Below are 23,949 nucleotides of genomic sequence, written 5' to 3'. Positions count from 1 at the left end.
ATGGAACTGACGGGCGACAGCGGCATCAAGGCACAGGAGAAAGAGGGCCTGGCCTTCGACGTGACGCACCGCCTCGTGCTGTCGATCGCGGTGCCGATGACCCTCGGCTTCGTGACGACGCCGCTGCTGGGCGTGACCGACACGGCCGTCGTCGGCCGAACCGGAGACGCGGCCGCCCTCGCAGGGCTGGCAATCGGTGCCGTCCTCTTCGACCTCCTGTTCGGCAGCCTCAATTTCCTGAGGGCCTCCACCACCGCGCTCGTGGCGCAGGCCTTCGGACGTCGCGACGAGCATGAGCAGCAGGCCGTATTCTGGCGCTCCTTCGTACTGGCGCTCGCCTTCGGCATCATCGTGGTGCTCGTCTCGCCGCTCCTGCTCGCCGCCGGTCTAAAGCTGATGGGGCCGGAAGGCCGCGTGGCGGAAGCGACTGCCACCTATTTCTCCATTCGCATCCTTGCGGGGCCCTTCTCGCTTCTCAACTTCACCCTGCTCGGCTTCATTCTCGGCCGGGGGCGCGGCGGTACAGGGCTTTTCCTGCAGGCCCTGCTCAATGGCACCAACATCATCCTGTCGATCTATCTCGGGCTGGTCCTGGGCTGGGGTATTTCCGGCGTCGCCTGGGGAACCGCTGTCGGTGAGGGACTAGCCGCCGTGGTCGGCCTTGCGATCGTGATGCGCAGCTTCGACAAGAGCAAGTCGCCGCGGCTCACGGAGATCTTTGCGCGTCACGAGCTCATCGCTCTGATCGCGATCAACCGCGATCTGCTGATCCGCACTTTCGTCCTGCTCGGCGCCTTTACCTTACTCACCCGCATCGGCACCGGATTTGGCCCGGAGGTTCTTGCCGCCAATGCGGTTCTGATGAACTTCTTCATGGTCGCGAGCTTCTACCTCGACGGCATGGCCAATGCCGCCGAACAGATCACCGGTCGCGCCATCGGTGCGGGCCATCGTCCGGCCTTCGAACGCGCGGTCAGGCTCACCGCAATCTGGTCCTTCGGCCTTGCCACGGTCACGACGGTCGTGTTCCTCGCCGCCGGACACTCGGCGATCGCCGTTCTGACCACAGCCGAGAATGTCCGGGCGCTTGCCGGCGAATTCCTGCCATGGGCCGCGCTGACCTCAGTCACGGGCGCGCTCGCCTTCCAGATGGACGGCGTCTTCATCGGTTCGACGTGGTCACGCGAGATGCGCGACATGATGCTCGCCGCATTCGCGGGCTACCTGCTGGCGCTTGCCGTGCTGGTCCCGGCCTTTGGCAATCACGGCCTTTGGCTGGCGCTCAACGTCTTCCTGGCGTTGCGCGGGCTTTTCCTGCTCGCGCTTCTGCCACGGAAACTCGATCAGACCTTCGCCACCGCCCAGTGATCGAGGCGACTGTCGCGCAAGTCCCGGATCGATGAGACCGTTTCGCGGTCGAGAAGCTTAGACAGGCCGCGAACGATACGGGCCGACAGACCCGGGCCTTCATAGACCATGCAGGAATAGAGTTGCACCAGATCCGCGCCGGCGCGGATCTTCTCGAGCGCCGTCTCCGCCGAGGAAACGCCACCGACACCGATGATCGGCATGGCCGGACCGACGCGCTTTCGCATGCGGGCCAAAACGGCCGTCGACTTCTCGAAGAGCGGCCGACCGGACAGTCCACCCGCCTCGCCCGCCAGACGTGGATCGGAAAGGCCGTCGCGCGCCAGCGTGGTGTTCGAGACGATCAGGCCGTCGAGGTCATGGGCAAGCGCCTCGGCCGCAATATCGTCCATGCCCTCCTCCGTGAGATCCGGCGCGATCTTCAGGAAGACCGGGCGACGCTCGCCGGTCGCAGCGGCAACCTCGTCGCGCGCAGCAAGCACCGCCGACAGAAGCGTGGAAAGGCTGTCGCGGGCCTGCAGGTCGCGCAGGCCGGGCGTATTCGGCGAGGAGATGTTGGCGGTGAAGTAGGACGCGACGCCGGCAAACCGGCGGATCCCCTCGACATAGTCGGCGACCCGGTCAGCGCTGTCCTTGTTCGCGCCGATATTCACACCGACGATGCCGACGGGGTGACGCGCCGCGAGCCGCGCAAGGGCGGCCGAGTGTCCCTCGTTGTTGAAGCCCAACCGGTTGATGACCGCCATGTCACGCTCTAGCCGGAAGATCCGCGGCTTGGGGTTGCCGGACTGTGGCTTCGGCGTGACCGTGCCAACTTCGGCAAAGCCGAAACCGAGGCGCAGCAATGCGTCAGGGACTTCCGCGTTCTTGTCGTAGCCAGCTGCCATGCCGAGCGGATTGGGGAAGGTCAGGCCGGCAACCGTAACGGCGAGACGCGGATCCCGGACGTCACTGCAGTTCGGCAGAAGGCCGGATTTGAGCGCCGCTATGGACATCCCGTGGGCAGTTTCGGCATCGAACAGAAAGAGGCCGCGGCGGGCCACCGATTTGAACAAATCGATCATTGATCCATCTCCGGGAAGACATGCAGGCCGTTTGTGCCGATCGGAAGGGCTTTTTCCCAGAGAACGGCATCAAGCGGCAGATCGACATAAAGATGCGGAAAGAGATCGCCGCCGCGAGAAGCCTCGTAGCGCAGGGCATCGCCCAGCGCCGCGGCCTCGACCGCCACCAGAAGCAGTCCCTCGACCCCGGCGAAGTGGAGTCTTGCCGTCTCGACGGCCTGACGCGCGGTCGAGAAATGGATGTAGCCGTCCTGAAGATCGATGGCGGCACCCCGAAATACGCCGTCACGACGTGCTTCCTGCCATAATTCGTGCGGCACAATCTTGTATATGATGCGATCCAAGGGTCCGTCCTTCCGCCAGAACATGCTTTGTCAGGCGGTTTGCCGCAAACCGACTGCCTTGTCCACGTCCGAAAGGCCGCATGCAGGGCAAGCCGTCCAAAAACCGGGAGAGATTTCATGGGAGCAAGACAGTTCCTGCCGAAAACGATGGTAGTGCTTGCGGCCTGCGCCGCTGTTGCCCCTGCCAACGCACAAGACACCGATGCCGCCCGTTTCACACTCGAGAAGAGCGAGACGGGCTTCGTCCGGCTCGACCGCAAGACGGGCGCAGTGACACTTTGCCAGGAGAAGGACGGCACGCTGACCTGTAGGATGGGTGCCGACGAGCGGGCAGCCTATGAAGACGAACTGGAGCGTCTGGAAAAGCGGGTAGAAGCGCTGGAGCAGAAGGTCGCCGGACAGCCGCTCACGGATGGCTCGAAGGCCATGCCCACCGACGAAGAGGTCGAGCGGTCCATCGGCATCATGGAACGCTTCATGCGAAGCTTCTTCGGTCTGGTGGAAGAATTCAAGCAGCGCGAAGAAGGCGATACGGCCGGAAAAACATAGACTATTGTATATATTCACGGCTACAGCTAAATAGAAGAAGAGCCGCGGACGCGGTGTGTAAGACTTGGCTCTTGGGAGGGGGCTCGATATGACGTCATCGACTTTCATCATTGCAGACGACCATCCGCTCTTCCGGGGTGCCCTGCGTCAGGCCGTAACCGGCATCGACGGCGACCAGACGATCATCGAAGCCGGCGATTTCGAAGCCGCGCGCAAGGCTGCCTCCACCCATCCCGAAGCCGACCTGATGCTGCTGGACCTCTCCATGCCCGGCGTCTCCGGCTTTTCCGGACTGATGTCGTTGCGCGCCGAATTCGCGAGCCTGCCGATCGTCATCGTTTCGGCAACCGACGATCCGACCACCATCCGCCGGGCGCTCGAACTCGGCGCATCCGGTTTCATCTCCAAGTCCTCCGGTATCGAGGACATCCGTGCCGCGATCCAGTCCGTGCTGGAAGGCGACATCTGGACGCCAAAATTCTATCAGGGCGGCCAGGAACAGGATCCGGACGTGGCCGATCTGATCAACCGGCTTCGCACCCTGACTCCGCAGCAAAGCCGTGTTCTCGGGATGCTGGGCGAGGGTCTGCTCAACAAGCAGATCGCCTACGAGCTCGGCGTTTCCGAAGCGACCATCAAGGCCCATGTCTCGGCCATCCTTCTGAAGCTTAAGGTCGACAGCCGTACCCAGGCCGTCATTCAGCTCGGCAAGATCAACATGGCCATGGTCGCCTGACCCACCGGCTCGCCGCCCGGACCACAATCAAGGATTTTATTCCTTCTTTCATCTTTACTCGGACCATCGCCTTCGCTAAAGTTCCGGCATATTGCCGGAACATGCGGAGCCAAGCCGCGATCGCCGGCGCTGGAGCCTGAGCGACAATGCTTTCGCACGACAAGATCTGGGCCGCCATCGACAGGCTCGCCGAGCGTCACCAGTTGACGCCCTCGGGCTTGGCGCGGCGAGCCGGTCTCGACCCCACCTCCTTCAACAAGTCGAAACGGACGGGACCGGACGGTCGCATGCGCTGGCCCTCGACGGAATCGATCTCCAAGGTACTGGAGGCCACTGGAACCGGCATCGACCAGTTCATGAGCTTCATCGAGCCCAATGCCGTCTCGGCGGCGAGCGACTCGTTTCCCCCGCAGTCGAGTTCCATTCCGCTCCTCGGTTTCGCCCAGGCGGGTGCCGGCGGTTTCTTCGACGACGGCGGCTTTCCGGCGGGACAGGGCTGGGATGTGGTCGAATTCCCCGCGTCTCCCGCCCGCAAATCGGGCGTCTACGCGCTCGAGGTGCAGGGCGACAGCATGAAGCCGCTCTACCGGGACGGAGACGTGCTGATCGTCGAGCCGGGCGCACAGGTCCGGCGCGGCGACCGCGTGGTCGTCAAGACCCGCGACGGCGAGGTGATGGCCAAGGTGCTGGCACGCCAGTCGGCCAAGTCGATCGAACTCATCTCCCTCAACCCCGAACACCCCAACCGCACCCTCGAAATGACCGAAGTCGAGTGGATCGCAAGGATCATCTGGGCCAGCCAATAGTAGGAAAATCGACCTATGGGCGGCGCCCGTACCTTGTTGAGCGGCCTGGCCGGCATTGCGATCTGGAGCATCCTGGTGGCTTGGGGCGGGAAGAGTGCCGGCGACGTCGGCATCGACGATCCGGCAACGGAAACGGCCACAGCCTTACCGGAGGCGGCGCCATCCGCCACGGCGGCACCGACGATCGAAAATCGTAATGTCCGTGCCGTTCACCCCGAACTATTCGCTGCGCCCTTTGCAGAAATGTCGGTGGGGCTGGAACGGATCGAGGCACGGCCGCCGCTTACCCCGCCGAAAGAAAAACCGGAGCCCGAAAAGGTCGTGCTTCTGCCACGACCGCTCAGCATCGAGGCCGGCTTCATCGGCTTCGGGGCACGCTCCCTCAAGCTTGCCGATATCGTTCCGACTGACCGCATGCGCACCTGCCGCTCATCTTCGGGCGAGGACTGGCCCTGCGGAATGCTGGCCCGAACGCAGCAACGGCAACTCCTGCGCGGGCGGGCGATCACCTGCGAAACCGACCTGACCACGTGGGAAGGCACGATAACGGCGCGCTGCAAGATCGGCGGGATCGACATTTCCGAATGGCTGGCGGCAGCCGGATGGGCGGAAGCGCCCGAAGGGTCCCCCCTCGCTGAACTGACAGCCAAGGCCCGGGCCGAGGGCAAGGGTCTTTTCGGCGACAACCGGCACTGAGACGTCTCGCCCGCTTGAAAGGCGGGTCGCCAATGCCTACTCTGCGAAAAAACAATGAGGAATGCCCGAAAGATGACCGCACCCGTAACACCGCATGACGCGCTGATCTTCGTCATGGTGATGGCTTCCGCCGTCGACAATTCGATGAACGACAGGGAACTGCGCCGCATCGGCCAGTTGATCGACATTCTGCCGATCTTCGAAGGGTTCGACAAGGACAGGCTGATCGACGTTTCCCAGCGTTGCGCCGACATCCTGTCCGGCCCGGAGGGGCTCGATATCGCGCTCGAGGTCATCCGCGACACGGTACCGAAGCGCTCGTACGACACGGCCTATGCCCTGGCGGTCGAGATCATGGCCGTCGACATGGCCGTGAAGCCGGAAGAGATCCGCCTTCTGCAGTTGCTGCGGGACAGGCTCGGCCTCGACAAGCTCACCTGCGCGGCGATCGAGCACAGTGCGGTTGCCCGTTACCGGCCGGTCTGATCTCTCTTGACGATGACGGCCGAAAACGAGCCGTCATCGTTGATCAATAGAGACCGTAGGGAAAGTATCGCAGGTAGATCTCCTGCAGGCGCCCGTTGCGCGACAGGGCCGCAAGGGCGCTGTCGAACGCGGCGACCAGCGTAGTGTCGTCGTGCCGCGCCATGATTGTCAGGCCTTCGCCGAGAAAGCGTTCGGAGACATAGGCGTCGCCGAGCAGCGAACAGCAGGCGGCCGACGCCTCGCCCGACACCCAGAAGGACAGCTGCAGGGAATCGGCGAAGACCGCATCGATCGTCTTTGTCTTCAGAGCCTCCAGCATCTTGTTCCGATCCTCGAAGCCGGCCGTCACTATCGCCGGGAAATAGGCCTTCAGCATGGCCTCATGCGCCGTGCCACTGACGACGCCGACACGGCGGCCGTCCAATCCCTGCACATTGTCCCCCTTGATTTCAGCCTGCCTGCTTCGCGCGAAGCGGGCTGGAAGCATCATGAAAGGGCGGCTGAAGGCGAAACGGCGGCGCAGGTCCTCGCTGACGGCGATGCCGGCCAGGACCGCATCCCCCTGGTCCGCCTCGAGCGCCTTTTCCAGATCGGCAAACGGCAGCGCCTGGATCTGGCACTTCGCCTCGATGCCGAGTTCGGCACAGATCGCGCGGGCAAGATCGATGTGGAAGCCGGACAATCGCCCGGTCTGGTCGGTGAAGTTGAAGGGCGGAAAATCGGTCGTCGTCAGGAAGCGCAACCGCAGCAGCCCCGAAAGATCCGGGCGCGACAGGCGCTCGCGTGCATCGAACAGGACGGGCAGGTCACCGGCCAGCGAGGGGCGTTCACCCGAAAAACACGCAAGAAAAGCGCAAGCCGTCACAACTAAGGCGCGCAACCCCCTGAAATGCAGGGATGAAACCAAGATGCGTATCATTATGATCCTGTTCCGGGGACAGTGGGGCGTCATCATCCGATGACGATGTATCAGAACCATGCAGGTCGGGGAATACGGGGACGGCCCTGGCAGGGTCTCCAGAACAAGAATTGCCGCACCAGCCATCGACGACACCGGCGCCATGAAGGCGGGTCGCGCGGCGATTCCCCGTTCACTGCGCGACGAGGCTCTGGTGTTGAAGTCGCTAGGCCTTGCCAAGCCACTGATCGCCCGGATGGGCGCGCGCGCCCTTCTGAACGGCACATCGATCGAACGGGAACTCCTTGCCGACGGCAGCATCGAGGAGGCGGCTTACTACGAGGCGCTTGCGCGCCGTGTCGGACTGACGTTTCTGAACGCCATCCCCGAGGAACAGGTGTTCGACTACCGCCATCTCGACGCGCAACTGACCCGCCCCACCTCGATCCGGCTTCATGCGCCCGGCCAGCCGCCGATGACCGTCATCGCACCGGAGGCAGGTCATGTCGGCCAACTGATCGAACGGCTTGAACGTATGCCGGGCCTGCGCCGCTCGCTCGCGATCGCCCCGCCGTCGCTGATCCGCGATGCCGTCTGGAAGGTTGGAGCGGAGCGTCGCGTCCGGGCAACGGTCGGTGCTCTCTTCGAAGACCAGCCGCAACATTCGGCCCGGCTGGTCGTCACGGGCCGCCAGGGTTTCTGGGGCGGGATCCTGCTCAGCGCCGGCGTGGCCCTGTTGCTGGGCTCGCCTTTCGTCAGCGCGGTCGCGCTTCACCTCGCACTGTCCCTTCTCTACTGTGCCTCGCTCACCATACGGCTCGGCGCGCTCCTGCACGGAAACCGGAAAAGGCGGCGCCGGCGGAGGCGCCTGCCGATGCCGATGACGACGGAGGCCGAACTGCCGGTGTACACCGTCATGGTGGCGCTTTATCGAGAAGCCGGGATCGTTCGCCAACTCGTCGATGCGCTGCAGCGACTGGACTGGCCCCGAACGCGACTGGATATCATGCTGGTCTGCGAAGCCGACGACAGCGAAACGCTGGATGCGCTGCGGGCGCTCAAGCTAGGCCGCCAGTTCAGCATCGTCGAGGTGCCGCCGATGCAACCGCGCACCAAGCCGAAGGCCCTGAGCTACGCGCTGAACGGCGCGCGCGGCGACTATGTGGTCATCTACGATGCGGAGGATCGCCCCGATCCGGGCCAGTTGCGCGAAGCCTATGAACGGTTCCGCAGGGTTCGTCCGGACGTCGCCTGCCTGCAGGCACCGCTGGTGATCACCAACGCCCGGGAGAGCTGGATCAGCGGGCTCTTCTCTCTCGAATATGCCGCGCTGTTTCGTCGGCTCCTGCCGATCCTCGCGCGCTATCGCCTGCCGCTGCCGCTCGGCGGCACCTCGAACCATTTCCGCATCAAAGCACTGCGCCATGTTGGGGCCTGGGATCCCTACAACGTCACTGAAGACGCCGATCTCGGCATCCGGCTGCATCGATGCGGCTATCGATCGGCGACCATCGACAAGCCGACCTTCGAAGACGCACCGGTGACAGCATCGGTCTGGATCGGCCAGCGCACCCGCTGGTACAAGGGCTGGCTGCAGACCTGGCTGGTGGTGATGCGCCGCCCCCGCCGCGCCGTCGCCGACATGGGACTGGGGTCATTCGTCACGTTCCAGCTCTTGATCGGCGGCATGCTGATTTCGGCGCTCGCCCATCCGCTGATCGTCGTCTTCCTGACGTCATCCGCCTTCGCCATGCTCAATCCGCCGAGCGCCGCCATGGATCCTCTTGCCCGCTTGCTGTTCGCCATAGATCTCTTCAACGTCTTCGGGACCTATGCCGTCGTCATCGCACTCGGCGCGAATGCCTTGACCTCGGCCGAAAGGAAGGTGCTGGGTCGGCGATGGCTGGCGGTGCCGCTCTATTGGATGATGACGTCGTTTTCCGCCTGGCGCGCCGTGATCGAACTGAGGGCGAGGCCATTCTTCTGGGAAAAGACGCCACACACACCTCGGGCGGAACTGACGGCAGAGCAGTCCAGCTCGACCTCCGGCAACCGGCCGGACCACGGCACGGCCCCGCCCGGGATCCCGACTTGACCATTCCCGGCACTGCGCGCAGATATGCGCGTATCTGACGCGTACCATCGAGAGGTGAACCGCCTTGGCGGAGACAAGTGACGCGCGCCGGGCGGCAAGCTGGAAACGGCTTCCCGGGGCGATCTGGGCCATCGGCTTCGTTTCCCTGTTCATGGACATCTCCTCGGAAATGATCCACGCCATCCTGCCACTTTACCTGGTGACGGTGCTCGGCACATCGACACTGACCGTCGGGATCATCGAAGGTATTGCGGAAGCAACGGCTGCGATCACCAAGGTCTTTTCCGGAGCACTCAGCGACTGGATCGGCAAACGGAAATTCCTCGCGGCGCTCGGCTACGGGCTTGCGGCGCTGACAAAGCCGATCTTTCCGCTGGCACCGAGCGCGGGCTGGCTGATTGCCGCCCGTTTCGTCGACCGCATCGGCAAGGGCATTCGCGGTGCCCCGCGCGACGCGCTGATCGCGGATATCACCGATCCGGAGCTGCGGGGCGCGAGTTTCGGCCTTCGCCAGTCGCTCGACACGCTCGGCGCATTGCTCGGTCCGCTCCTTGCGATCCTCTTCCTCTGGGCCTTCAGCAACAACTTCACGATCGTGTTCTGGATCGCGGTCATCCCTGCCTTCATTTCCGCCGGCCTGATAATCGTCGCAGTCCGGGAGCCGAAACGGGAGCGTCCCGAGCGCAAGGTTCGCATGCCGCTCAGCCGTAGCGAACTCCGGCGCCTCGGCGGCAATTACTGGTGGGTCGTCGCCGTGGCGTCAGCGTTCACGCTGGCCCGCTTCAGCGAGGCCTTCCTGGTCCTCAAAGGTCAGGATATCGGCCTTTCCATCGCTTTTGTTCCCGCGGTGATGGTGGTCATGAACATTGCCTACTTCCTGTCCGCCTATCCGGTCGGAGCACTCTCCGATCGCGTGGATCGCACCACGCTCCTGGCGATCGGCATCGGCCTACTGGTCGTCGCCGATGTCGTTCTTGCGCTTTCTTCCGGTTTGATCGGCCTCGCCGCGGGCGCGGCGATCTGGGGATTGCACATGGGTTTCACCCAGGGGCTGCTGTCGACGCTGGTGGCCGACACTGCGCCGGCCGAACTGCGCGGCACGGCCTTCGGCATGTTCAACCTCGTCACCGGCACGGCACTGCTCGCAGCGAGCGTGATCGCCGGATTGCTGTGGGACGTAATCGGTCCATCAGGCACCTTCCTCGGCGGCGCCGCATTCGCATTGATCACCCTGGCCGGGTTGATCACCCTCGAAAGGCGAATGCGCAGCAACGGCGGAAGCCTGTCCTCAAAGCGGCAGTGAAGGTTCACGGCGGTCCGAAGAATGCTGGAGCGGGTGAAGGGAATCGAACCCTCGTATTCAGCTTGGGAAGCTGCTGCTCTACCATTGAGCTACACCCGCTTGCGGCCCGCACAGTTCCAACAGTTGGCGCCCGCTGTCAAGGGTGAAGGAGAGGCTTGCGGAAGGAAGATTTTAACCAGAGGCACGCACAATCGCCGGATATTCATCGCCCTTGTTGTTCCGGTACTTTTCATCATGGATGCTCTGCGTCGCCTCATTTCCTCCGAGCGCTTCGATTCCTTCATCACCCTCCTCGTGCTCGCCAATGCCGTCACACTAGGGCTGGAAACCTCCCCAGTCATTATGGCCAGGTTCGGCATGGCCCTGCATGTGGTCGACCAATTGCTGCTTGCCGTCTTCGTGTTCGAAGTGCTGGCCAAGCTCGTCGTTTATCGGCGCGAATTCTTTCAGGAACCCTGGCGGGTCTTCGACCTGGTGGTGATCGCCATTTCCATCGTGCCGAGCACAGAGTCTATCTCCATCCTGCGTGCACTTCGGGTGCTGCGGATCTTCCGCCTCATCTCCTCGGTCCCGTCGATGCGGCGCGTGGTCGGCGGGCTGTTTTCCGCCCTGCCCGGCATGGGATCGATTTTCCTGCTGCTGAGCCTCGTCTTCTATGTCTCGTCCGTCGCCGCGACAAAACTCTTCGCTGCCGACTTTCCCGAGCTGTTCGGGACGATCGCTGCCTCCGCCTTCACGCTGTTCCAGGTGATGACGCTCGAGGGATGGACGGGCGAAGTCGTGCGGCCGATCATGGCGCTTCATCCGCTCGCCTGGGTGTTCTTCATTCCCTTCATCATTGCCACGTCGTTCACCGTGCTCAATCTCTTCATCGGCATCATCGTGTCGTCGATGCAGGCCGATCACGAGATCCCGACGCAGGTGTCCCAGGACCTGATCGTCGACGAGCAGAAGAAGATCCTCGCGGAACTCGGAGAGCTTCGACGGGAGCTTTCGGCGTTGCGGCGCGAGCGGGGTTCAGCCGAGCCGGAAATGCTTTGAGAGCTTGAGGCCCTGGGCCTGATAGTTCGAGCCGACACCGCTGCCGTAAAGCCCCTGGGGCCGTTCCTGCATGTGCTCGTAGACCAGGCGACCGATCACCTGGCCATGCTCGAGGATGAAGGGAACCTCGTGGCTGCGCACTTCGAGTACCGCCCGGCTTCCCGTGCCGCCGGCGGCGGCGTGGCCGAAACCGGGATCGAAGAAGCCCGCATAGTGCACGCGGAACTCGCCGACCAGCGGGTCGTAGGGCGTCATCTCGGCCGCAAAGAGCGGCGGCACATGCACCGCCTCGTTGGAGACGAGAATGTAGAACTCGTCGGGATCGAGGATCAGATCGTTGCGGCCGCGGCTGTAGAGCGGTTCCCAGAAGTCGAGAACGTCATGGGCGGCCTTCTTGTCGACGTCGATCACGGAGGTGTGGTGCTTGCCGCGGTAACCGATCAGACCGTCAGGCCCGGAGCCCTTCAGATCGATCGACAGGGCAATGCCGCCGCCAGATACGTTCGGCGCTTCGCTCGCCACCAGCGTCTCGGACGCATGAAGATCCAGCAGCTCCTGATCGCCGAGCAGTGCCTGGCCAATGCGGAAACGGATCTGCGACAGCCTGGAACCGCGCCGGACAATCACCGGGAAGGTGCGCGGGGAAATCTCCAGATACAGCGGGCCCTTGTATCCGGCGGGGATCTTGTCGAACTCCTGGGCGTTGTCGACCATCACGCGGGTGAAAATGTCGAGGCGGCCGGTCGAGCTCTTCGGATTGGCGGAAGCGGACATCCCTGCGGGCAGGTCGAGCGCCTCCATCAGCGGCACGATGTAGACGCACCCGGTTTCCAGGACAGCCCCGTGCTCGAGGTCGATCTCATGCAGGGTCAGGCGCTCCAGCTTCTCGGCCACGGTATGCGCCCGTCCGGGCATGAAGCTGGCTCGCACGCGCAGCGCCTTGGCGCCCAGCCTGAGGTCGAGACTGGCCGGCTGGATCTGGTCTTGATCAAGCATCCTCTCGCTCGTCAGCCGCCCTTCGCCAAAAAGCGTGCCGATGGCTCGGTCCGAGAGAATGCCGGTGGTCCTGATCATGTCGTTTCTTCCTATTTGGGATCGACAAAACCAAAGTGGAGGAATTGACGCAAGCCTGTGATGGGCGTATGGCAAGCTTATCCCGTGGTGATTTGGCCGGTCGGCTTGCAGCCACGTTAAACAAATGGCTAAAGAGACCGGGTGCTTGAAACCGGTCCGATTTCGCGACCGGTTTTTTTGTGTTCGAAAGGCTTGAGTGGCATGAGCAAGAACTGGCGCCCGGCAACCCAACTGGTCCATGGCGGAACCCTGCGCTCGCCCTACGGCGAGACGTCCGAGGCGATCTACCTGACCCAAGGCTTCGTCTACGAAAGCTCGGAAGCGGCCGAGGCGCGCTTCAAGGGCGAAACCGACGGCTACATCTATGCCCGCTACGGAAGCCCGACCAACGACATGTTCGAAAAGCGCATGTGCCTGCTGGAAGGCGCCGAGGACGCCCGCGCAATGGCGTCCGGCATGGCTGCCGTCGCCGCCGCCGTGCTCTGCCAGGTGAAGGCCGGCGACCATATCGTCGCGGCCCGCGCGCTGTTCGGTTCCTGCCGCTACGTCGTCGAGACGCTTGCGCCGCGCTATGGCGTCGACTTCACGCTGGTCGACGGACGCGACCTGAAGAACTGGGAAGCGGCGGTCCGCCCGAACACCAAGGTGATGTTCCTCGAAAGCCCGACCAATCCGACGCTCGAAGTCGTCGACGTGGCCGGCGTCGCCAAGCTTGCCAACCAGGTCGGCGCCAAGCTGATCGTCGACAATGTCTTCGCAACCCCGCTTTTCCAGAAGCCGCTCGAACTCGGCGCCCATGTCGTCGTCTATTCGGCGACGAAGCACATCGACGGCCAGGGCCGCTGCCTCGGCGGCATCGTGCTCTCGTCGAAGGAATGGATCGACGAAAACCTGCACGACTACTTCCGCCATACAGGCCCGGCCATGTCGCCGTTCAACGCGTGGACGCTGCTCAAGGGCATCGAGACCCTTCCGCTGCGCGTCAAGCAGCAGACGGCGAGTGCCGCGGCCATTGCCGACTTCCTCGCAGAGCAGCCGCAGATCGCCAAGGTGAGCTATCCAGGCCGCGCCGACCACCCGCAGGCCGACATCATCGCCAAGCAGATGACCGGCGGCTCGACGCTCGTCTGCTTCGAGATGAAGGGCGGCAAGGAAGCTGCCTTCAAGCTGCAGAACGCGCTCGAGGTCATCAAGATTTCCAACAATCTCGGTGACGCCAAGAGCCTGATCACGCACCCGGCCACGACCACGCACAAGAACCTGACCGACGAGGCACGAGCCGAACTCGGCATGTCCGGCGGCACGGTTCGCCTGTCCTGCGGCATCGAGGACACGCAGGACCTGATCGAGGATTTTGCCCGCGCCCTGAAGTCGGTAAGGGCCTAAGTCGAAGGCCGGACGAAGACAAAGACCCAAAAAAGTCCGGGCCGCAAACGCCGCGCCCGGACCGCGTTCTTAACGTCAATCATTAGCTTTAACGACAAAAACGCAAGGCCGTGGACGGTTCGACCGTCTAACGGCCTTGTTTTTTCCGCATTGCGTTACATGCTGTATGCTATGCCTAGCAGAGCTTTAAGAAGGTCCAGTGGATGTATCGTGCCCTGACACGCGATATCGAAGTCAGTGTCGAACCCTATTACCTGGAGGAGCAATCCGACCCGGAAGACAGCCGCTATGTCTGGGGCTACCGTATCGTGATCGCCAACCACTCTTCCAAACCCGTACGCCTGACGCACCGCTACTGGCACATTACCGACCAGAATGGCCAGGTGGACGAGGTGAATGGACCGGGCGTCATCGGCGAGCAGCCGCGCCTTCGTCCGGGCGATACCTATGAATACTCATCGGGCTGCCCGCTCGACACGCCCTCGGGCATGATGTTCGGCCACTACCAGATGGAAACCGACGACGGCGACGTCTTCGACGTTGAAATCCCGGCCTTTTCGCTCGATGCGCCGGGCATGCTGCGCGTCCTGAACTGACAGAAGAGGCGGGACACGTGGTTCCCGCCCCTCCATTGTCGTGAGCCACTCAGGCGCTCAGCACTTCCTGCGCTTCATAACGGTAGCTCGACGAGCAGAACTCGCAGGTGACCGTGATCACACCGTCGGTCTCGCTGGCGGCGATCTCCTCTTCCGAGAAGTTCCCCAGCACGCCCTTGATCTTGTCGCGCGAGCAGCTGCAACGATCGTAAACGGCATTCGGTTCGAAGACGCGTGCACCGCGTTCATGGAACAGCCTGAAGAGAAGACGTTCCGCGCCGATCTGCGGATCGGTCAGTTCATCCGCATCGATCGTCTCGACCAGCATGCGCGCTTCCGCCCATGCGTCGTCTTCCGAGAGGGCGGAACCACCCTCATCGCCGTCACCGCCGTGAAGATCCGGCTGGCGCATGCGCTCCGGCGCTTCCGGGAGGAACTGGGCGATCAGGCCGCCTGCCCGCCAGCTGCGGCGCGGGCGCCCTTCGGCGTCACGGTCGAAGAATTCGGCCACGCCGAGACGTACCCGCGTCGGGATCTGTTCAGACTGGCGGAAATAGACGCCGGCGATGTCCTCGAGCGAAGCGCCATCGAGCGGAACGATGCCCTGATAGGGCTGCATGAAGTTGCCCTGATCGATGGTGAGTGCGAGCACACCGTTGCCAAGCAGTTCTTCCGGAGAAGTCCGACCGGCATCAATCGCTTCGGCAAGACGCTCTTCGTCGAAACGAGCATAAGCGCGCACGTTTTCGGGCGTGGTGAAGTCAGCGACCAGCAGGTCGACCGGACCGTCGCTCTTGGTCTGCACCGTGAACTTGCCCTGGAACTTGAGCGACGTACCGATCAGCACCGTGAGCACGATCGCTTCGGCAAGCAGCCGGGCGACCGGGGTCGGATAATCGTGGCGTGAGAGGATGGTGTTCAGCAGGGGACCGATCTGCACGGCGCGACCGCGTACGTCGAGCCCTTCCACCTGGAAGGGTACGACCCGGTCATCACCGGCGAAACCGAATTCGCCAAGCTCGGCAGGCCTGTTCGTCATGATTTTACTCCTGGCGCCGCAGCGCTCAAACAACGTGAGGCCCACAGGGGCCTCTTTCTCATCCGCACAAATGGGAAGCGGACCGACAAAGGTCAAGCGCGGCGAGACGTGCGCTCAGCCGCGTGATCCGCCCATGCTCGATGGGTCTGCGCTCAGATTGCGCCCAGGCACCAGGCCAGGATCGACTTCTGCGCATGCAGGCGATTTTCAGCCTCGTCGAACACCACCGACTGCGGACCGTCGATGACATCGTCGGTCACTTCCTCACCGCGATGGGCCGGCAGGCAATGCATGAACAGGGCGTCGGTGCCGGCGTGCTTCATCAGGGCCTGGTTGACCTGGAAGGGCTGGAAGATGTTGTGTCCGCGCGCCTTGTGCTCCTGGTTCATCGATACCCAGGTATCGGTCACCACCGCGTCGGCACCTTCGACGGCTCGTTCCGCATCATGGCACAGCATGATGTTGCCGCCGTTATCACGCGCCCAATTGAGGATCTTGTCGTCGGGCTCGGACCCCATGGGCACGGCCATGTTCATCCGATAGCCGAACCGTGCCGAGCCTTCGACGAGCGAATGCAATACGTTGTTGCCGTCGCCGGTCCAGGCGATCGTCTTGCCCTTGACCGGGCCACGATGCTCCTCGAAGGTCATGATATCAGCCATGATCTGGCACGGATGGGTCAGGTCCGTCAGGGCGTTGATCACCGGTACGGTTGCATGTTCGGCCATTTCAAGAAGGCGCGTGTGGTCGGTCGTGCGGATCATGATCGCATCGACGTAGCGCGACAGCACCTTGGCCGTATCGCCGATCGTCTCGGCGCGGCCCAGCTGCATTTCCGTACCCGACAGGAAGAGGGTCTCGCCACCCAACTGGCGCATGCCGACATCAAAGGACACGCGGGTGCGCGTCGACGGCTTTTCGAAGATCATGGCGAGCATCTTGCCGGCCAGCGGCTTGTCGGCAGAGCCGGCCTTGGTCGCCTGCTTGCGGGTCTTTGCATCCTCCAGGATCAGGCGCAGATCGGGCGCCGTCATGGCCGAGAGGTCGAGAAAATGCTTCGCGGATGCCATTTCTTGCTTACCTGCCTTCGTTCTGAGCTGTTACAGCGAGCTTCTCGTGGAGGTGCTCAGCCGCTTTTTCGATGCGCGCCAGACCTTCGCGCGCCTCTTCTGCCGTCGTGACCAGCGGCGGAAGCAACCGGATGACGTTGTCGCCGGCAGGTACGCCGAGCAGATGCTCGTCGCGCATGGCCATGAGCAGTTCGCTGTTCGGGATCTTTGCCTTGATGCCGATCATCAGGCCTTCGCCGCGGATTTCCTCGATGATATCCGGGAAGCGATCCTTCAGCGAAGCGAGCCCCTGGCGGAAGACCAGCGCGACGTCGCGAACATGGTCCAGGAAACCATCGGCCAGCACGACATCGAGCACGGCATTGCCTACCGCCATGGCAAGCGGATTGCCGCCATAGGTCGAGCCGTGCGTGCCGGCCTTCATGCCGGAAGCCGCCTCTTCCGTGGCAAGGCAGGCGCCGAGCGGGAAACCGCCGCCGATACCCTTGGCGACCGCCATGATGTCCGGCGTGACGCCGGCCCATTCGTGGGCGAAGAATTTGCCGGTCCGGCCGACGCCGCACTGGACCTCGTCGAAGATCAGCAGCAGGTCGTTGTCGTCACAAATTTTGCGCAGAGCGCGGAGGAATTCGTTCGATGCGGCGCGGAGACCACCCTCACCCTGCACAGGCTCGATCAGGATCGCTGCCGTCGCGTCGGTGATCGCGGCCTGAACCGCATCGAGATCACCAAAGGGAACCTGGTCGAAGCCCGGCGCCTTGGGTCCGAAACCTTCGAGGTATTTTTCCTGGCCGCCGGCGGCAATCGTCGCAATCGTGCGGCCATGGAAAGCGCCTTCGAAGGTTATGATGTGAAAGCGCTCGGGATGCCCCTTGGAGAAATGGTAGCGCCGGGCTGTCTTGATCGCGCATTCCAGCGCCTCGGCACCCGAATTGGTGAAGAAGACGCGGTCGGCGAAGGTCGCTTCGGTCAGGCGGCGGCCGAGCGTCTCCTGGCCCGGCACGTCGTAGAGATTGGACAGGTGCCAGACTTTGCCGGCCTGTGCCGTCAACGCCTCGATCAGATGCGGATGCGCGTGGCCAAGAGAATTCACCGCGACGCCGGCGGCAAAATCCAGATAGCGCTCGCCATTCTCAGTGAAGAGCCAGACACCCTCGCCTCGCTCGAACCGCAAGGGTGCGCGCATGTAGGTCTGGTAGAGTGGCGAGGCTTCAGCCATGGCGGAAACACTCCTTCTGGAGAGCGTGACGGAACGGGGCGACTTCGACTTTCCAAACAGGGTCCGAAAAATCAAAAATGCCGCCTTGCGGCGGCGGGTCGCACTATCATCATTTCAGCCTTGCCTGTCAACGAAACAGCGCAGTGCAGCGGAATTTTCGGGTACGCGGAAGTCGCAACGACGGGACTTGAGGAGCCCGGTCGAGATCAACACGGGCAGGTAGCAAGTTGGGGAAAACTTTAAAATCGATTCCCGATGATTCGCCCGACTCTTGTCAGCGAGTCAGCCCGGCACTAGGTTAATAATCAATAAATTGATTGCATGCGGCGGAAATAGTCACCGACAGTATCGAGGCAAGTTTGTTTCGGATTCATCCGAAGCAACGGTGAGCGATTCTGCCATCACACAGCGCGAGCGGCGGAGATATAGCATGAACTGGACTGATGAGCGAGTTGAAAAACTCAAGCGCCTTTGGTCGGAAGGCTTGAGCGCAAGCCAGATCGCAGCACAACTGGGCGGCGTGAGCCGAAACGCCGTGATCGGCAAGGTGCATCGCCTCAACCTCCCGGGCCGTGCGAAGGCCGGCGGCAGCACGACCACGGTTCGCGCAGCAAAGCGTCCGGCGGGAGCGCAGCGCACCCCGAACTACACCGCCCGCAACACCACGACGACCCGCACGGTCACCCGTGCCGCCGGCGCGAACCTGCTCAAGGAAGAGATCGAGATCGACGGCCTGGAGGAGATCCAAATCTCGCGCTCCACCAACGTCGTGCTGCCGATTTCCCGCAAGCTCGCCCTGACTGAACTTACCGAACGCACCTGCAAGTGGCCGATCGGCGATCCGATGAAGGACGACTTCCACTTCTGCGGCTGCGAGTCCGCCGACACGTCGCCCTACTGCAACTACCACGCCAAGCTCGCATACCAGCCGGTGGGTGAGCGTCGCCGGGCGGCCGCAGCGGCAGCCCGCTGAAGGCGCCCGACACACGCCAAGACAAACGAAAAACGGGCCTTACGGCCCGTTTTTTTATTCTGTTGTCAAGAGGTTGACGGAAGCTAGGCTTCCATCGAATAGCCCGCGCCGCGCACGGTGCGGATGACATCCTGCATGTTGGAGAAGTTCAGCGCCTTGCGCAGCCGACCGACATGCACGTCGACGGTCCGTTCGTCGACATAAATGTCATGGCCCCAGACACCATCAAGCAGCTGCGAGCGCGAGAAGACGCGGCCCGGCGACGCCATCAGGAACTCGAGCAGGCGGAACTCGGTCGGACCGAGGCGCACTTCGCGGCTCTTGCGGTGTACGCGATGGGTCTCGCGGTCCAGCTCGATGTCTCCACAGCGCAGGACGCTCGAGAGCACCTCCGGACGCGCCCGGCGCAGCATCGCCTTCACGCGCGCCATCAGTTCCGGCGTGGAGAACGGCTTGACGACATAGTCGTCGGCGCCGGTCGCAAGGCCGCGAACGCGCTCGCTTTCCTCACCGCGTGCCGTCAGCATGATGATCGGCAGGCGCTCGGTCTCCGGGCGCATGCGCAGCCGGCGGCAAAGCTCGATGCCGGAGACGCCCGGCAGCATCCAGTCGAGGATCAGGAGATCCGGGACGCGTTCCTGCAGGCGCAGTTCGGCCTCGTCTCCGCGCAGGATCGTCTCGACCTCGTAGCCTTCCGCTTCAAGATTGTAGCGCAGAAGCACGCTCAGCGCTTCCTCGTCCTCGACGACAGCTATTTTCGGCAGCATCGGTTTCGATAACCTCTCGAATGCGATCGATTATTCGGTGACGGCGCCAACAGTGGCGGTCAGATCTTCCTTCGGTCGCTCACCTTCCGGCTGGGCGCCCGTCGTCATGTAGTAGATCGTCTCCGCGATGTTGGTCGCGTGGTCGCCGATGCGCTCGATGTTCTTGGCGCAGAAGAGAAGATGGGTGCAGCTGGTGATGTTGCGCGGATCTTCCATCATGTAGGTCAAGAGCTCGCGGAAGAGCGAGGTGTACATGGCGTCGATTTCCTCGTCGCGATCACGGATCGACTTGGCCTTTTCGGCCGAGCGCGAGGTGTACACGTCTAGTACTTCCTTGAGCTGGACCAGAGCGAGCTCGCTCAGGTGCTCGATGCCGCGGGCGAGCTTGCGGGGAACGCCGGTCGCCTGCACGGCCATGACGCGCTTGGCATTGCTCTTGCCGAGGTCGCCGACGCGCTCCAGGTCGTTGGCGATACGCAGTGCACCGATGATTTCGCGAAGGTCGGCCGCGACGGGCTGGCGGCGGGCGATGGTGATGATGGCCTTGTCGCCGATCTCACGCTCGGCGGCATCCATGATCACGTCGTCGGAGATGACCTTCTGGGCGAGTGCACCGTCGGAATTCACCAGCGCGCGCACGCTGTCGCCGACCATCTGCTCGGCAAGACCGCCCATCTCGGAGATGCGGCGCATCAGATATTTCAGTTCCTCGTCATAGGCCGAGTAGATATGCGATGAAGACATGTTCGTTTATCCCTGAATTGAAAGAGCGATCACAGCGCGGCGGACATCAGCCGAAGCGGCCCATGATGTAGTCCTGCGTACGCTGATCGTCCGGATTGGTGAACATCTTGTCCGTGTCGTTTTCTTCGACGAGCAGACCAAGATGGAACATCGCGGTACGCTGGGAAACACGCGCCGCCTGCTGCATCGAGTGGGTCACGATGACGATGGTGAAGTTCGAACGAAGCTCGTGGATCAGTTCCTCGACCTTGGCGGTCGCGATCGGGTCAAGCGCCGAGCACGGCTCGTCCATGAGAATGACTTCCGGGCTGACGGCGACGGCACGGGCAATGCACAGGCGCTGCTGCTGGCCGCCGGAGAGGCCGGTGCCGGATTCCTGCAGACGGTCCTTTACCTCATTCCACAGACCGGCCTTCTGGAGGCTCGTCTCGACCACCTGGTCGAGTTCGGCCTTGGTGCGAGCCAGACCGTGAATGCGCGGACCGTAGGCGATGTTCTCGTAGATCGACTTCGGGAACGGGTTCGGCTTTTGGAAGACCATGCCGACGCGGGCGCGCAGTTCAACGACGTCGATCGACGGATCGTAGATGTCCATCTCGTCGAGCGTGATCTTTCCGGTGACGCGGCAGCCGTCGATCGTGTCGTTCATGCGGTTCAGCGTCCGCAGGAAGGTCGACTTGCCGCAACCGGACGGCCCGATCAGGGCGGTCACGGTATGCTCCTGAACGTTCAGGTTCACATCGAAAAGGGCGCGCTTCTCGCCGTAGTAAACGGAGACGTCCTTGCCGATCATCTTGTACTTGGATTCGGTCATTTTCTGATCCAGCGCCTTTTCAACTGCTGCTTCCGACATCATGTTCATGTCTAACTCCCTCTACCAGCGCCGTTCGAAGCGTCGCCGCAACAGAATTGCACCCACGTTCATCACCAGAAGGAACAGGAGCAGAATGATGATCGCTCCGGAGGTTCGCTCGACGAAAGCTCGCTCGGCCTCGTTCGCCCACTGGTAGATCTGAACCGGCAGGGCGGTCGACGGATCGAGCGGCGTGCCCGGATAGTCGGCGACGAACGCCACCATGCCAATGAGCAGCAGCGGAGCGGTCTCGCCGAGGGCGTGTGCCAGGCCGATGATCGTGCCCGTCAGGATGCCCGGCATGGCGAGCGGCAGGACGTGATGGAACACGGTCTGCATCTTCGATGCGCCGAGGCCAAGCGCTGCGGCCCGGATCGACGGCGGCACGGCCTTGAGGGCTGCGCGCGTCGCGATGATGATGGTCGGCAGCGTCATCAGGGTCAGAACCAGGCCACCGACGACCGAGGCCGAGCGCGGCAGGCCGGCGAAGTTGATGAACACCGCGAGGCCGAGCAGACCGAAGACGATCGACGGAACGGCGGCAAGATTGTTGATGTTCACTTCGATCAGGTCGGTGAAGCGGTTCTTCGGGGCGAATTCCTCAAGATAGATCGAGGCCGCGACACCGATCGGCAGGGACAGAACCAGCACGATCAGCATCATGTAGGCCGAGCCGATCAACGCCACGCCGACGCCAGCGGCTTCCGGACGGCTGGAGGCGCCGTTGACGAAGAGACCGGTATTGAAGTGCTTGGACAACGCGCCGCTTTCGGCCAGCGTGTTCATCCAGCCGATCTGGCGGTCGGAGACCTTGCGGTTGCCTTCATCGACCGAAAGATCGATCTGCCCCTTGAAGGCGGAGTCGATGTTCGCATTGGCGAGCAGCGCCACCGGTACCGTCCTGCCGATCAGCGACGGATCGGCGATGACCATGTCGCGCAGCTGGACGCGGACGCTATCGGACAGCATCTCGGTCACCGGCTTGGCGATCGTCTTGTCGGCGGGATCAAGGCCAAGGGCCGTTGCAAGAGCGTTGCGCGCGATCACGGGATAGTTCGCCATGACCAGCGTGTTCGGATTGGTGGCGCGAACACCCTTCGGATCGATAACCTTCTCGCTGAACTCGATCGGCAGCGTGATCTTCGACTGCAGGAAGGCGGTGTAGCCCCTGGACGTGACTGACGCGACGAGGATGAACAGGAAGATCAAGCCGAAGGCGATGGCGGCCATGCCATAGGCACGGAAGCGGCGTTCGGCACGGTAGCGGCGCTTGATGCCGATATCGCGGCGCACGGGCGCGGCGGCGGCGGTGTTGAGACCCGGCACGGGGGTAACGACCTGGCTCATTCGTACTGCTCCCGGTATTTGCGCACGATGTAGAGCGCATAGATGTTGAGGCAAAGCGTGATGGCGAAGAGCGTGATGCCAAGGGCGAAGGCAACCAGCGTCTGCGGCGAGGTGAATTCAAGGTCACCCGTCAGCTGATTGACGATCTTGACCGTCACGGTAGTCATCGGCTCGAAAGGATTGATCTGCATGCGGGCAGCAACACCAGCAGCAAGCACGACGATCATGGTTTCGCCGATAGCGCGCGAGGCGGTCATCAGCAGGGCGCCGACGATGCCCGGCAACGCCGCGGGCAGGATGACCCGCTTGACCGTCTCGGAGCGCGTAGCACCAAGGCCCAGCGAGCCGTCACGAAGGGCACGCGGGACGGCCGTGATGATGTCGTCCGACAGCGAGGAGACGTAGGGGATCAGCATGATACCCATGACGAAGCCTGCAGTCAGAACGCTCTGGGCCTGGATGAAGTTGACGTAGTTGCCGGTCGCAAGACCGTTCAGCTGGGCCGAGATGTCGCGCAGGAAGGGACCGACAGTGGTCATGGCGAAGAAGCCGTAGACGATCGTCGGGATACCGGCGAGAACCTCAAGCAGCGGCTTGGAGATCGACCGGAAACGCGGCGAGGCATATTCGGCCATGTAGATCGCCGAGAAGAGGCCGACGGGTACGGCGACCAACATCGCCACGAAGCCGATGTAAAGCGTTCCAAGAAGGAGCGGGATCAGGCCGAACTGGCCGGACGAGTCCGTGGAGCCGGCCGCCGCGAAGCGCGGATCCCAGACGGTGCCGAAGAAGAACTCCCAAGCGGGAACCATCTGGAAGAAGTGGGTTGCTTCGGACAGCATGGAGAGCACGATGCCGACCGTGGTCAGGATGGCGATCGAGGATGCGAGAACCAGACCGACCAGCATGACCTGCTCGACGCGGTTGCGCGCCCGGAAGCGAGGTGCGACGGCTCGAAGGCCGAGGAATGCGCCGACCAGGGAAACAGCGATCACGGCACCCGTCATCACGAGCTTGTTGAAATCACTGTCGACGATCAGCGTCTGGGCGGCGGTCAGCATGTAGGGCTGCGGATCGTCGGCAAGTGGCACGCCCTTGTCGGCAAGCAGCGCGCGAATATCGGCCGCCGGCATGGTGGCGACCTTTTCGCGTTCCGATGCATCGAGCAGGCGGAAGCCGCGGGCAATCGCGTTGATCATGCCGTAGTTCAGATTGACGGTTGCCTCGGGGAGAGCCTTCACCTCTTCAGGGAAGGTGGCGCGCACCCGATTTTCAATGAGACCCGGCGCAGCAGCGGACCAGAGGCCCAGCAGGATCACGGCCGGAAGCACCGCGGCGATCGCGGCGAACGAACCATGGTAGCCATACCGCGAATGAAGATTGGACGGCTTTCCGGCAGCCAGGCTGCTGGCTCTCGATGTCGCGAGAAGATAGGCGACAACGCCTATGGCAATCACGATCAACAGCAAAAACGATGTACTCATTCGCACTTCCC

At 62.9% G+C, this 23,949-nt stretch carries 24 protein-coding genes, 1 tRNA gene and 1 riboswitch; of the genes, 12 read left to right on the top strand and 13 right to left on the bottom strand.

The features are described 5' to 3' along the window. On the top strand, positions 1 to 1,368 hold the full coding sequence (locus tag ACX93L_RS09310) for an MATE family efflux transporter (RefSeq protein WP_459404591.1): 1,368 nt from the start codon (positions 1 to 3) through the stop codon (positions 1,366 to 1,368). On the opposite strand, the gene ACX93L_RS09305 is transcribed toward ACX93L_RS09310, so the two are convergent. Both ACX93L_RS09305 and ACX93L_RS09300 read right to left on the bottom strand, forming a co-directional pair. Beyond that, positions 1,344 to 2,432, bottom strand: coding sequence for a quinone-dependent dihydroorotate dehydrogenase (locus ACX93L_RS09305; protein ID WP_459404590.1), 1,089 nt, complete (start codon positions 2,430 to 2,432; stop codon positions 1,344 to 1,346). The genes ACX93L_RS09310 and ACX93L_RS09305 overlap by 25 nt on opposite strands. After that, positions 2,429 to 2,776 (bottom strand): DUF952 domain-containing protein, encoded by a 348-nt coding sequence (locus tag ACX93L_RS09300; RefSeq protein WP_459404589.1) that lies wholly within the window; start codon positions 2,774 to 2,776, stop codon positions 2,429 to 2,431. The genes ACX93L_RS09305 and ACX93L_RS09300 overlap by 4 nt, the downstream gene beginning before the upstream one ends. 147 nt (positions 2,777 to 2,923) lie before the next feature. Here ACX93L_RS09300 and ACX93L_RS09295 point away from each other — a divergent pair, with 147 nt between their 5' ends. From ACX93L_RS09295 to ACX93L_RS09275, 5 genes are all read left to right on the top strand, one after another. Next, positions 2,924 to 3,325, top strand: a complete 402-nt coding sequence (locus ACX93L_RS09295; protein WP_169592858.1) for a hypothetical protein — start codon at positions 2,924 to 2,926, stop codon at positions 3,323 to 3,325. A gap of 88 nt (positions 3,326 to 3,413) precedes the next feature. Continuing rightward, the gene (locus tag ACX93L_RS09290; protein WP_459404588.1) at positions 3,414 to 4,061 is read left to right on the top strand and encodes a response regulator; all 648 of its coding nucleotides are present in this window, start codon (positions 3,414 to 3,416) and stop codon (positions 4,059 to 4,061) included. Positions 4,062 to 4,207: 146 nt separating this feature from the next. After that, positions 4,208 to 4,867, top strand: a complete 660-nt coding sequence (locus tag ACX93L_RS09285) for a S24 family peptidase (RefSeq protein ID WP_459404587.1) — start codon at positions 4,208 to 4,210, stop codon at positions 4,865 to 4,867. A gap of 15 nt (positions 4,868 to 4,882) precedes the next feature. Beyond that, entirely contained in the window at positions 4,883 to 5,563 is a 681-nt protein-coding gene (locus ACX93L_RS09280) for a thermonuclease family protein (RefSeq protein WP_459404586.1), read from the top strand. A gap of 72 nt (positions 5,564 to 5,635) precedes the next feature. After that, a complete protein-coding gene (locus ACX93L_RS09275; protein WP_459404585.1) occupies positions 5,636 to 6,049 on the top strand; it encodes a tellurite resistance TerB family protein in 414 nt (137 codons plus the stop codon). 43 nt (positions 6,050 to 6,092) lie between these two features. On the opposite strand, the gene ACX93L_RS09270 is transcribed toward ACX93L_RS09275, so the two are convergent. After that, complete coding sequence (locus ACX93L_RS09270) at positions 6,093 to 6,968, bottom strand: transporter substrate-binding domain-containing protein (protein WP_459404584.1); 876 nt, start codon at positions 6,966 to 6,968, stop codon at positions 6,093 to 6,095. A gap of 142 nt (positions 6,969 to 7,110) precedes the next feature. Between ACX93L_RS09270 and ACX93L_RS09265 the strand changes: the two genes are divergently transcribed. Continuing rightward, a complete protein-coding gene (locus tag ACX93L_RS09265) occupies positions 7,111 to 9,042 on the top strand; it encodes a glycosyltransferase family 2 protein (protein ID WP_459404583.1) in 1,932 nt (643 codons plus the stop codon). A gap of 64 nt (positions 9,043 to 9,106) precedes the next feature. Further along, complete coding sequence (locus ACX93L_RS09260) at positions 9,107 to 10,345, top strand: MFS transporter (RefSeq protein ID WP_459404582.1); 1,239 nt, start codon at positions 9,107 to 9,109, stop codon at positions 10,343 to 10,345. 25 nt (positions 10,346 to 10,370) lie between these two features. On the opposite strand, the gene ACX93L_RS09255 is transcribed toward ACX93L_RS09260, so the two are convergent. Then, positions 10,371 to 10,444 (bottom strand) — tRNA-Gly (locus ACX93L_RS09255). Positions 10,445 to 10,579: 135 nt separating this feature from the next. On the opposite strand from ACX93L_RS09255, the gene ACX93L_RS09250 reads away from it, so the two are divergent. Continuing rightward, positions 10,580 to 11,386 carry an ion transporter gene (locus tag ACX93L_RS09250; RefSeq protein ID WP_459404581.1) on the top strand — a complete coding sequence of 269 codons (807 nt, stop codon included), beginning with the start codon at positions 10,580 to 10,582 and terminating at the stop codon, positions 11,384 to 11,386. On the opposite strand, the gene ACX93L_RS09245 is transcribed toward ACX93L_RS09250, so the two are convergent. Continuing rightward, complete coding sequence (locus ACX93L_RS09245) at positions 11,363 to 12,460, bottom strand: 2'-deoxycytidine 5'-triphosphate deaminase (protein WP_169591062.1); 1,098 nt, start codon at positions 12,458 to 12,460, stop codon at positions 11,363 to 11,365. The genes ACX93L_RS09250 and ACX93L_RS09245 overlap by 24 nt on opposite strands. A 74-nt stretch (positions 12,461 to 12,534) precedes the next feature. Further along, positions 12,535 to 12,613, top strand: a riboswitch (SAM riboswitch). Positions 12,614 to 12,661: 48 nt separating this feature from the next. On the opposite strand from ACX93L_RS09245, the gene ACX93L_RS09240 reads away from it, so the two are divergent. Together ACX93L_RS09240 and apaG are read left to right on the top strand one after the other, a co-directional pair. Continuing rightward, positions 12,662 to 13,846, top strand: a complete 1,185-nt coding sequence (locus tag ACX93L_RS09240) for an O-succinylhomoserine sulfhydrylase (protein WP_459404580.1) — start codon at positions 12,662 to 12,664, stop codon at positions 13,844 to 13,846. A 203-nt stretch (positions 13,847 to 14,049) separates the two neighbouring features. Next, on the top strand, positions 14,050 to 14,442 hold the full coding sequence (gene apaG / locus ACX93L_RS09235) for a Co2+/Mg2+ efflux protein ApaG (RefSeq protein ID WP_169591069.1): 393 nt from the start codon (positions 14,050 to 14,052) through the stop codon (positions 14,440 to 14,442). A gap of 49 nt (positions 14,443 to 14,491) precedes the next feature. Here apaG and ACX93L_RS09230 read toward each other — a convergent pair whose 3' ends face one another. The 3 genes from ACX93L_RS09230 to ACX93L_RS09220 all read right to left on the bottom strand — a co-directional run bounded on the left by ACX93L_RS09230 (position 14,492) and on the right by ACX93L_RS09220 (position 17,770). Beyond that, complete coding sequence (locus tag ACX93L_RS09230; RefSeq protein WP_459404579.1) at positions 14,492 to 15,481, bottom strand: Hsp33 family molecular chaperone; 990 nt, start codon at positions 15,479 to 15,481, stop codon at positions 14,492 to 14,494. Positions 15,482 to 15,633: 152 nt separating this feature from the next. Beyond that, positions 15,634 to 16,551, bottom strand: a complete 918-nt coding sequence (gene argF, locus ACX93L_RS09225; RefSeq protein ID WP_459404578.1) for an ornithine carbamoyltransferase — start codon at positions 16,549 to 16,551, stop codon at positions 15,634 to 15,636. Between the two features lie 7 nt (positions 16,552 to 16,558). Next, a complete protein-coding gene (locus tag ACX93L_RS09220) occupies positions 16,559 to 17,770 on the bottom strand; it encodes an acetylornithine transaminase (protein ID WP_459404577.1) in 1,212 nt (403 codons plus the stop codon). 430 nt (positions 17,771 to 18,200) lie between these two features. Here ACX93L_RS09220 and ACX93L_RS09215 point away from each other — a divergent pair, with 430 nt between their 5' ends. Next, on the top strand, positions 18,201 to 18,743 hold the full coding sequence (locus tag ACX93L_RS09215; protein ID WP_169591085.1) for a GcrA family cell cycle regulator: 543 nt from the start codon (positions 18,201 to 18,203) through the stop codon (positions 18,741 to 18,743). An 83-nt stretch (positions 18,744 to 18,826) separates the two neighbouring features. On the opposite strand, the gene phoB is transcribed toward ACX93L_RS09215, so the two are convergent. The 5 genes from phoB to pstC are packed head-to-tail and all read right to left on the bottom strand — an operon-like array spanning position 18,827 to position 23,938. Then, positions 18,827 to 19,510 carry a phosphate regulon transcriptional regulator PhoB gene (gene phoB, locus ACX93L_RS09210; RefSeq protein ID WP_112827844.1) on the bottom strand — a complete coding sequence of 228 codons (684 nt, stop codon included), beginning with the start codon at positions 19,508 to 19,510 and terminating at the stop codon, positions 18,827 to 18,829. A 30-nt stretch (positions 19,511 to 19,540) separates the two neighbouring features. Continuing rightward, a complete protein-coding gene (gene phoU / locus ACX93L_RS09205; RefSeq protein WP_459404576.1) occupies positions 19,541 to 20,254 on the bottom strand; it encodes a phosphate signaling complex protein PhoU in 714 nt (237 codons plus the stop codon). 46 nt (positions 20,255 to 20,300) lie between these two features. Further along, the gene (pstB, locus tag ACX93L_RS09200) at positions 20,301 to 21,116 is read right to left on the bottom strand and encodes a phosphate ABC transporter ATP-binding protein PstB (RefSeq protein WP_169591092.1); all 816 of its coding nucleotides are present in this window, start codon (positions 21,114 to 21,116) and stop codon (positions 20,301 to 20,303) included. Between the two features lie 12 nt (positions 21,117 to 21,128). Further along, complete coding sequence (gene pstA, locus ACX93L_RS09195; RefSeq protein WP_459404575.1) at positions 21,129 to 22,454, bottom strand: phosphate ABC transporter permease PstA; 1,326 nt, start codon at positions 22,452 to 22,454, stop codon at positions 21,129 to 21,131. After that, complete coding sequence (pstC, locus tag ACX93L_RS09190) at positions 22,451 to 23,938, bottom strand: phosphate ABC transporter permease subunit PstC (protein ID WP_459404574.1); 1,488 nt, start codon at positions 23,936 to 23,938, stop codon at positions 22,451 to 22,453. Before pstC ends, pstA begins: the two co-directional genes overlap by 4 nt. Positions 23,939 to 23,949: the final 11 nt, after the last annotated feature.

Source organism: Rhizobium sp. CAU 1783, from assembly GCF_054551725.1.
Note: the sequence above shows the minus strand (reverse complement) of the source record. Positions and strands in the feature narration are given on the sequence as shown.

Bases quoted from the DNA above. Each gene is read 5' to 3' on its own strand.
- ACX93L_RS09310 (WP_459404591.1), top strand. From the start codon at position 1: ATGGAACTGACGGGCGACAGCGGCATCAAGGCACAGGAGAAAGAGGGC.
- ACX93L_RS09305 (WP_459404590.1), bottom strand. From the start codon at position 2,432: ATGATCGATTTGTTCAAATCGGTGGCCCGCCGCGGCCTCTTTCTGTTC.
- ACX93L_RS09295 (WP_169592858.1), top strand. From the start codon at position 2,924: ATGGTAGTGCTTGCGGCCTGCGCCGCTGTTGCCCCTGCCAACGCACAA.
- ACX93L_RS09290 (WP_459404588.1), top strand. From the start codon at position 3,414: ATGACGTCATCGACTTTCATCATTGCAGACGACCATCCGCTCTTCCGG.
- ACX93L_RS09285 (WP_459404587.1), top strand. From the start codon at position 4,208: ATGCTTTCGCACGACAAGATCTGGGCCGCCATCGACAGGCTCGCCGAG.
- ACX93L_RS09280 (WP_459404586.1), top strand. From the start codon at position 4,883: ATGGGCGGCGCCCGTACCTTGTTGAGCGGCCTGGCCGGCATTGCGATC.
- ACX93L_RS09275 (WP_459404585.1), top strand. From the start codon at position 5,636: ATGACCGCACCCGTAACACCGCATGACGCGCTGATCTTCGTCATGGTG.
- ACX93L_RS09270 (WP_459404584.1), bottom strand. From the start codon at position 6,968: ATGATACGCATCTTGGTTTCATCCCTGCATTTCAGGGGGTTGCGCGCC.
- ACX93L_RS09265 (WP_459404583.1), top strand. From the start codon at position 7,111: ATGAAGGCGGGTCGCGCGGCGATTCCCCGTTCACTGCGCGACGAGGCT.
- ACX93L_RS09250 (WP_459404581.1), top strand. From the start codon at position 10,580: ATGGATGCTCTGCGTCGCCTCATTTCCTCCGAGCGCTTCGATTCCTTC.
- ACX93L_RS09245 (WP_169591062.1), bottom strand. From the start codon at position 12,460: ATGATCAGGACCACCGGCATTCTCTCGGACCGAGCCATCGGCACGCTT.
- ACX93L_RS09240 (WP_459404580.1), top strand. From the start codon at position 12,662: ATGAGCAAGAACTGGCGCCCGGCAACCCAACTGGTCCATGGCGGAACC.
- apaG (WP_169591069.1), top strand. From the start codon at position 14,050: ATGTATCGTGCCCTGACACGCGATATCGAAGTCAGTGTCGAACCCTAT.
- ACX93L_RS09230 (WP_459404579.1), bottom strand. From the start codon at position 15,481: ATGACGAACAGGCCTGCCGAGCTTGGCGAATTCGGTTTCGCCGGTGAT.
- argF (WP_459404578.1), bottom strand. From the start codon at position 16,551: ATGGCATCCGCGAAGCATTTTCTCGACCTCTCGGCCATGACGGCGCCC.
- ACX93L_RS09220 (WP_459404577.1), bottom strand. From the start codon at position 17,770: ATGGCTGAAGCCTCGCCACTCTACCAGACCTACATGCGCGCACCCTTG.
- ACX93L_RS09215 (WP_169591085.1), top strand. From the start codon at position 18,201: ATGAACTGGACTGATGAGCGAGTTGAAAAACTCAAGCGCCTTTGGTCG.
- phoB (WP_112827844.1), bottom strand. From the start codon at position 19,510: ATGCTGCCGAAAATAGCTGTCGTCGAGGACGAGGAAGCGCTGAGCGTG.
- phoU (WP_459404576.1), bottom strand. From the start codon at position 20,254: ATGTCTTCATCGCATATCTACTCGGCCTATGACGAGGAACTGAAATAT.
- pstB (WP_169591092.1), bottom strand. From the start codon at position 21,116: ATGAACATGATGTCGGAAGCAGCAGTTGAAAAGGCGCTGGATCAGAAA.
- pstA (WP_459404575.1), bottom strand. From the start codon at position 22,454: ATGAGCCAGGTCGTTACCCCCGTGCCGGGTCTCAACACCGCCGCCGCC.
- pstC (WP_459404574.1), bottom strand. From the start codon at position 23,938: ATGAGTACATCGTTTTTGCTGTTGATCGTGATTGCCATAGGCGTTGTC.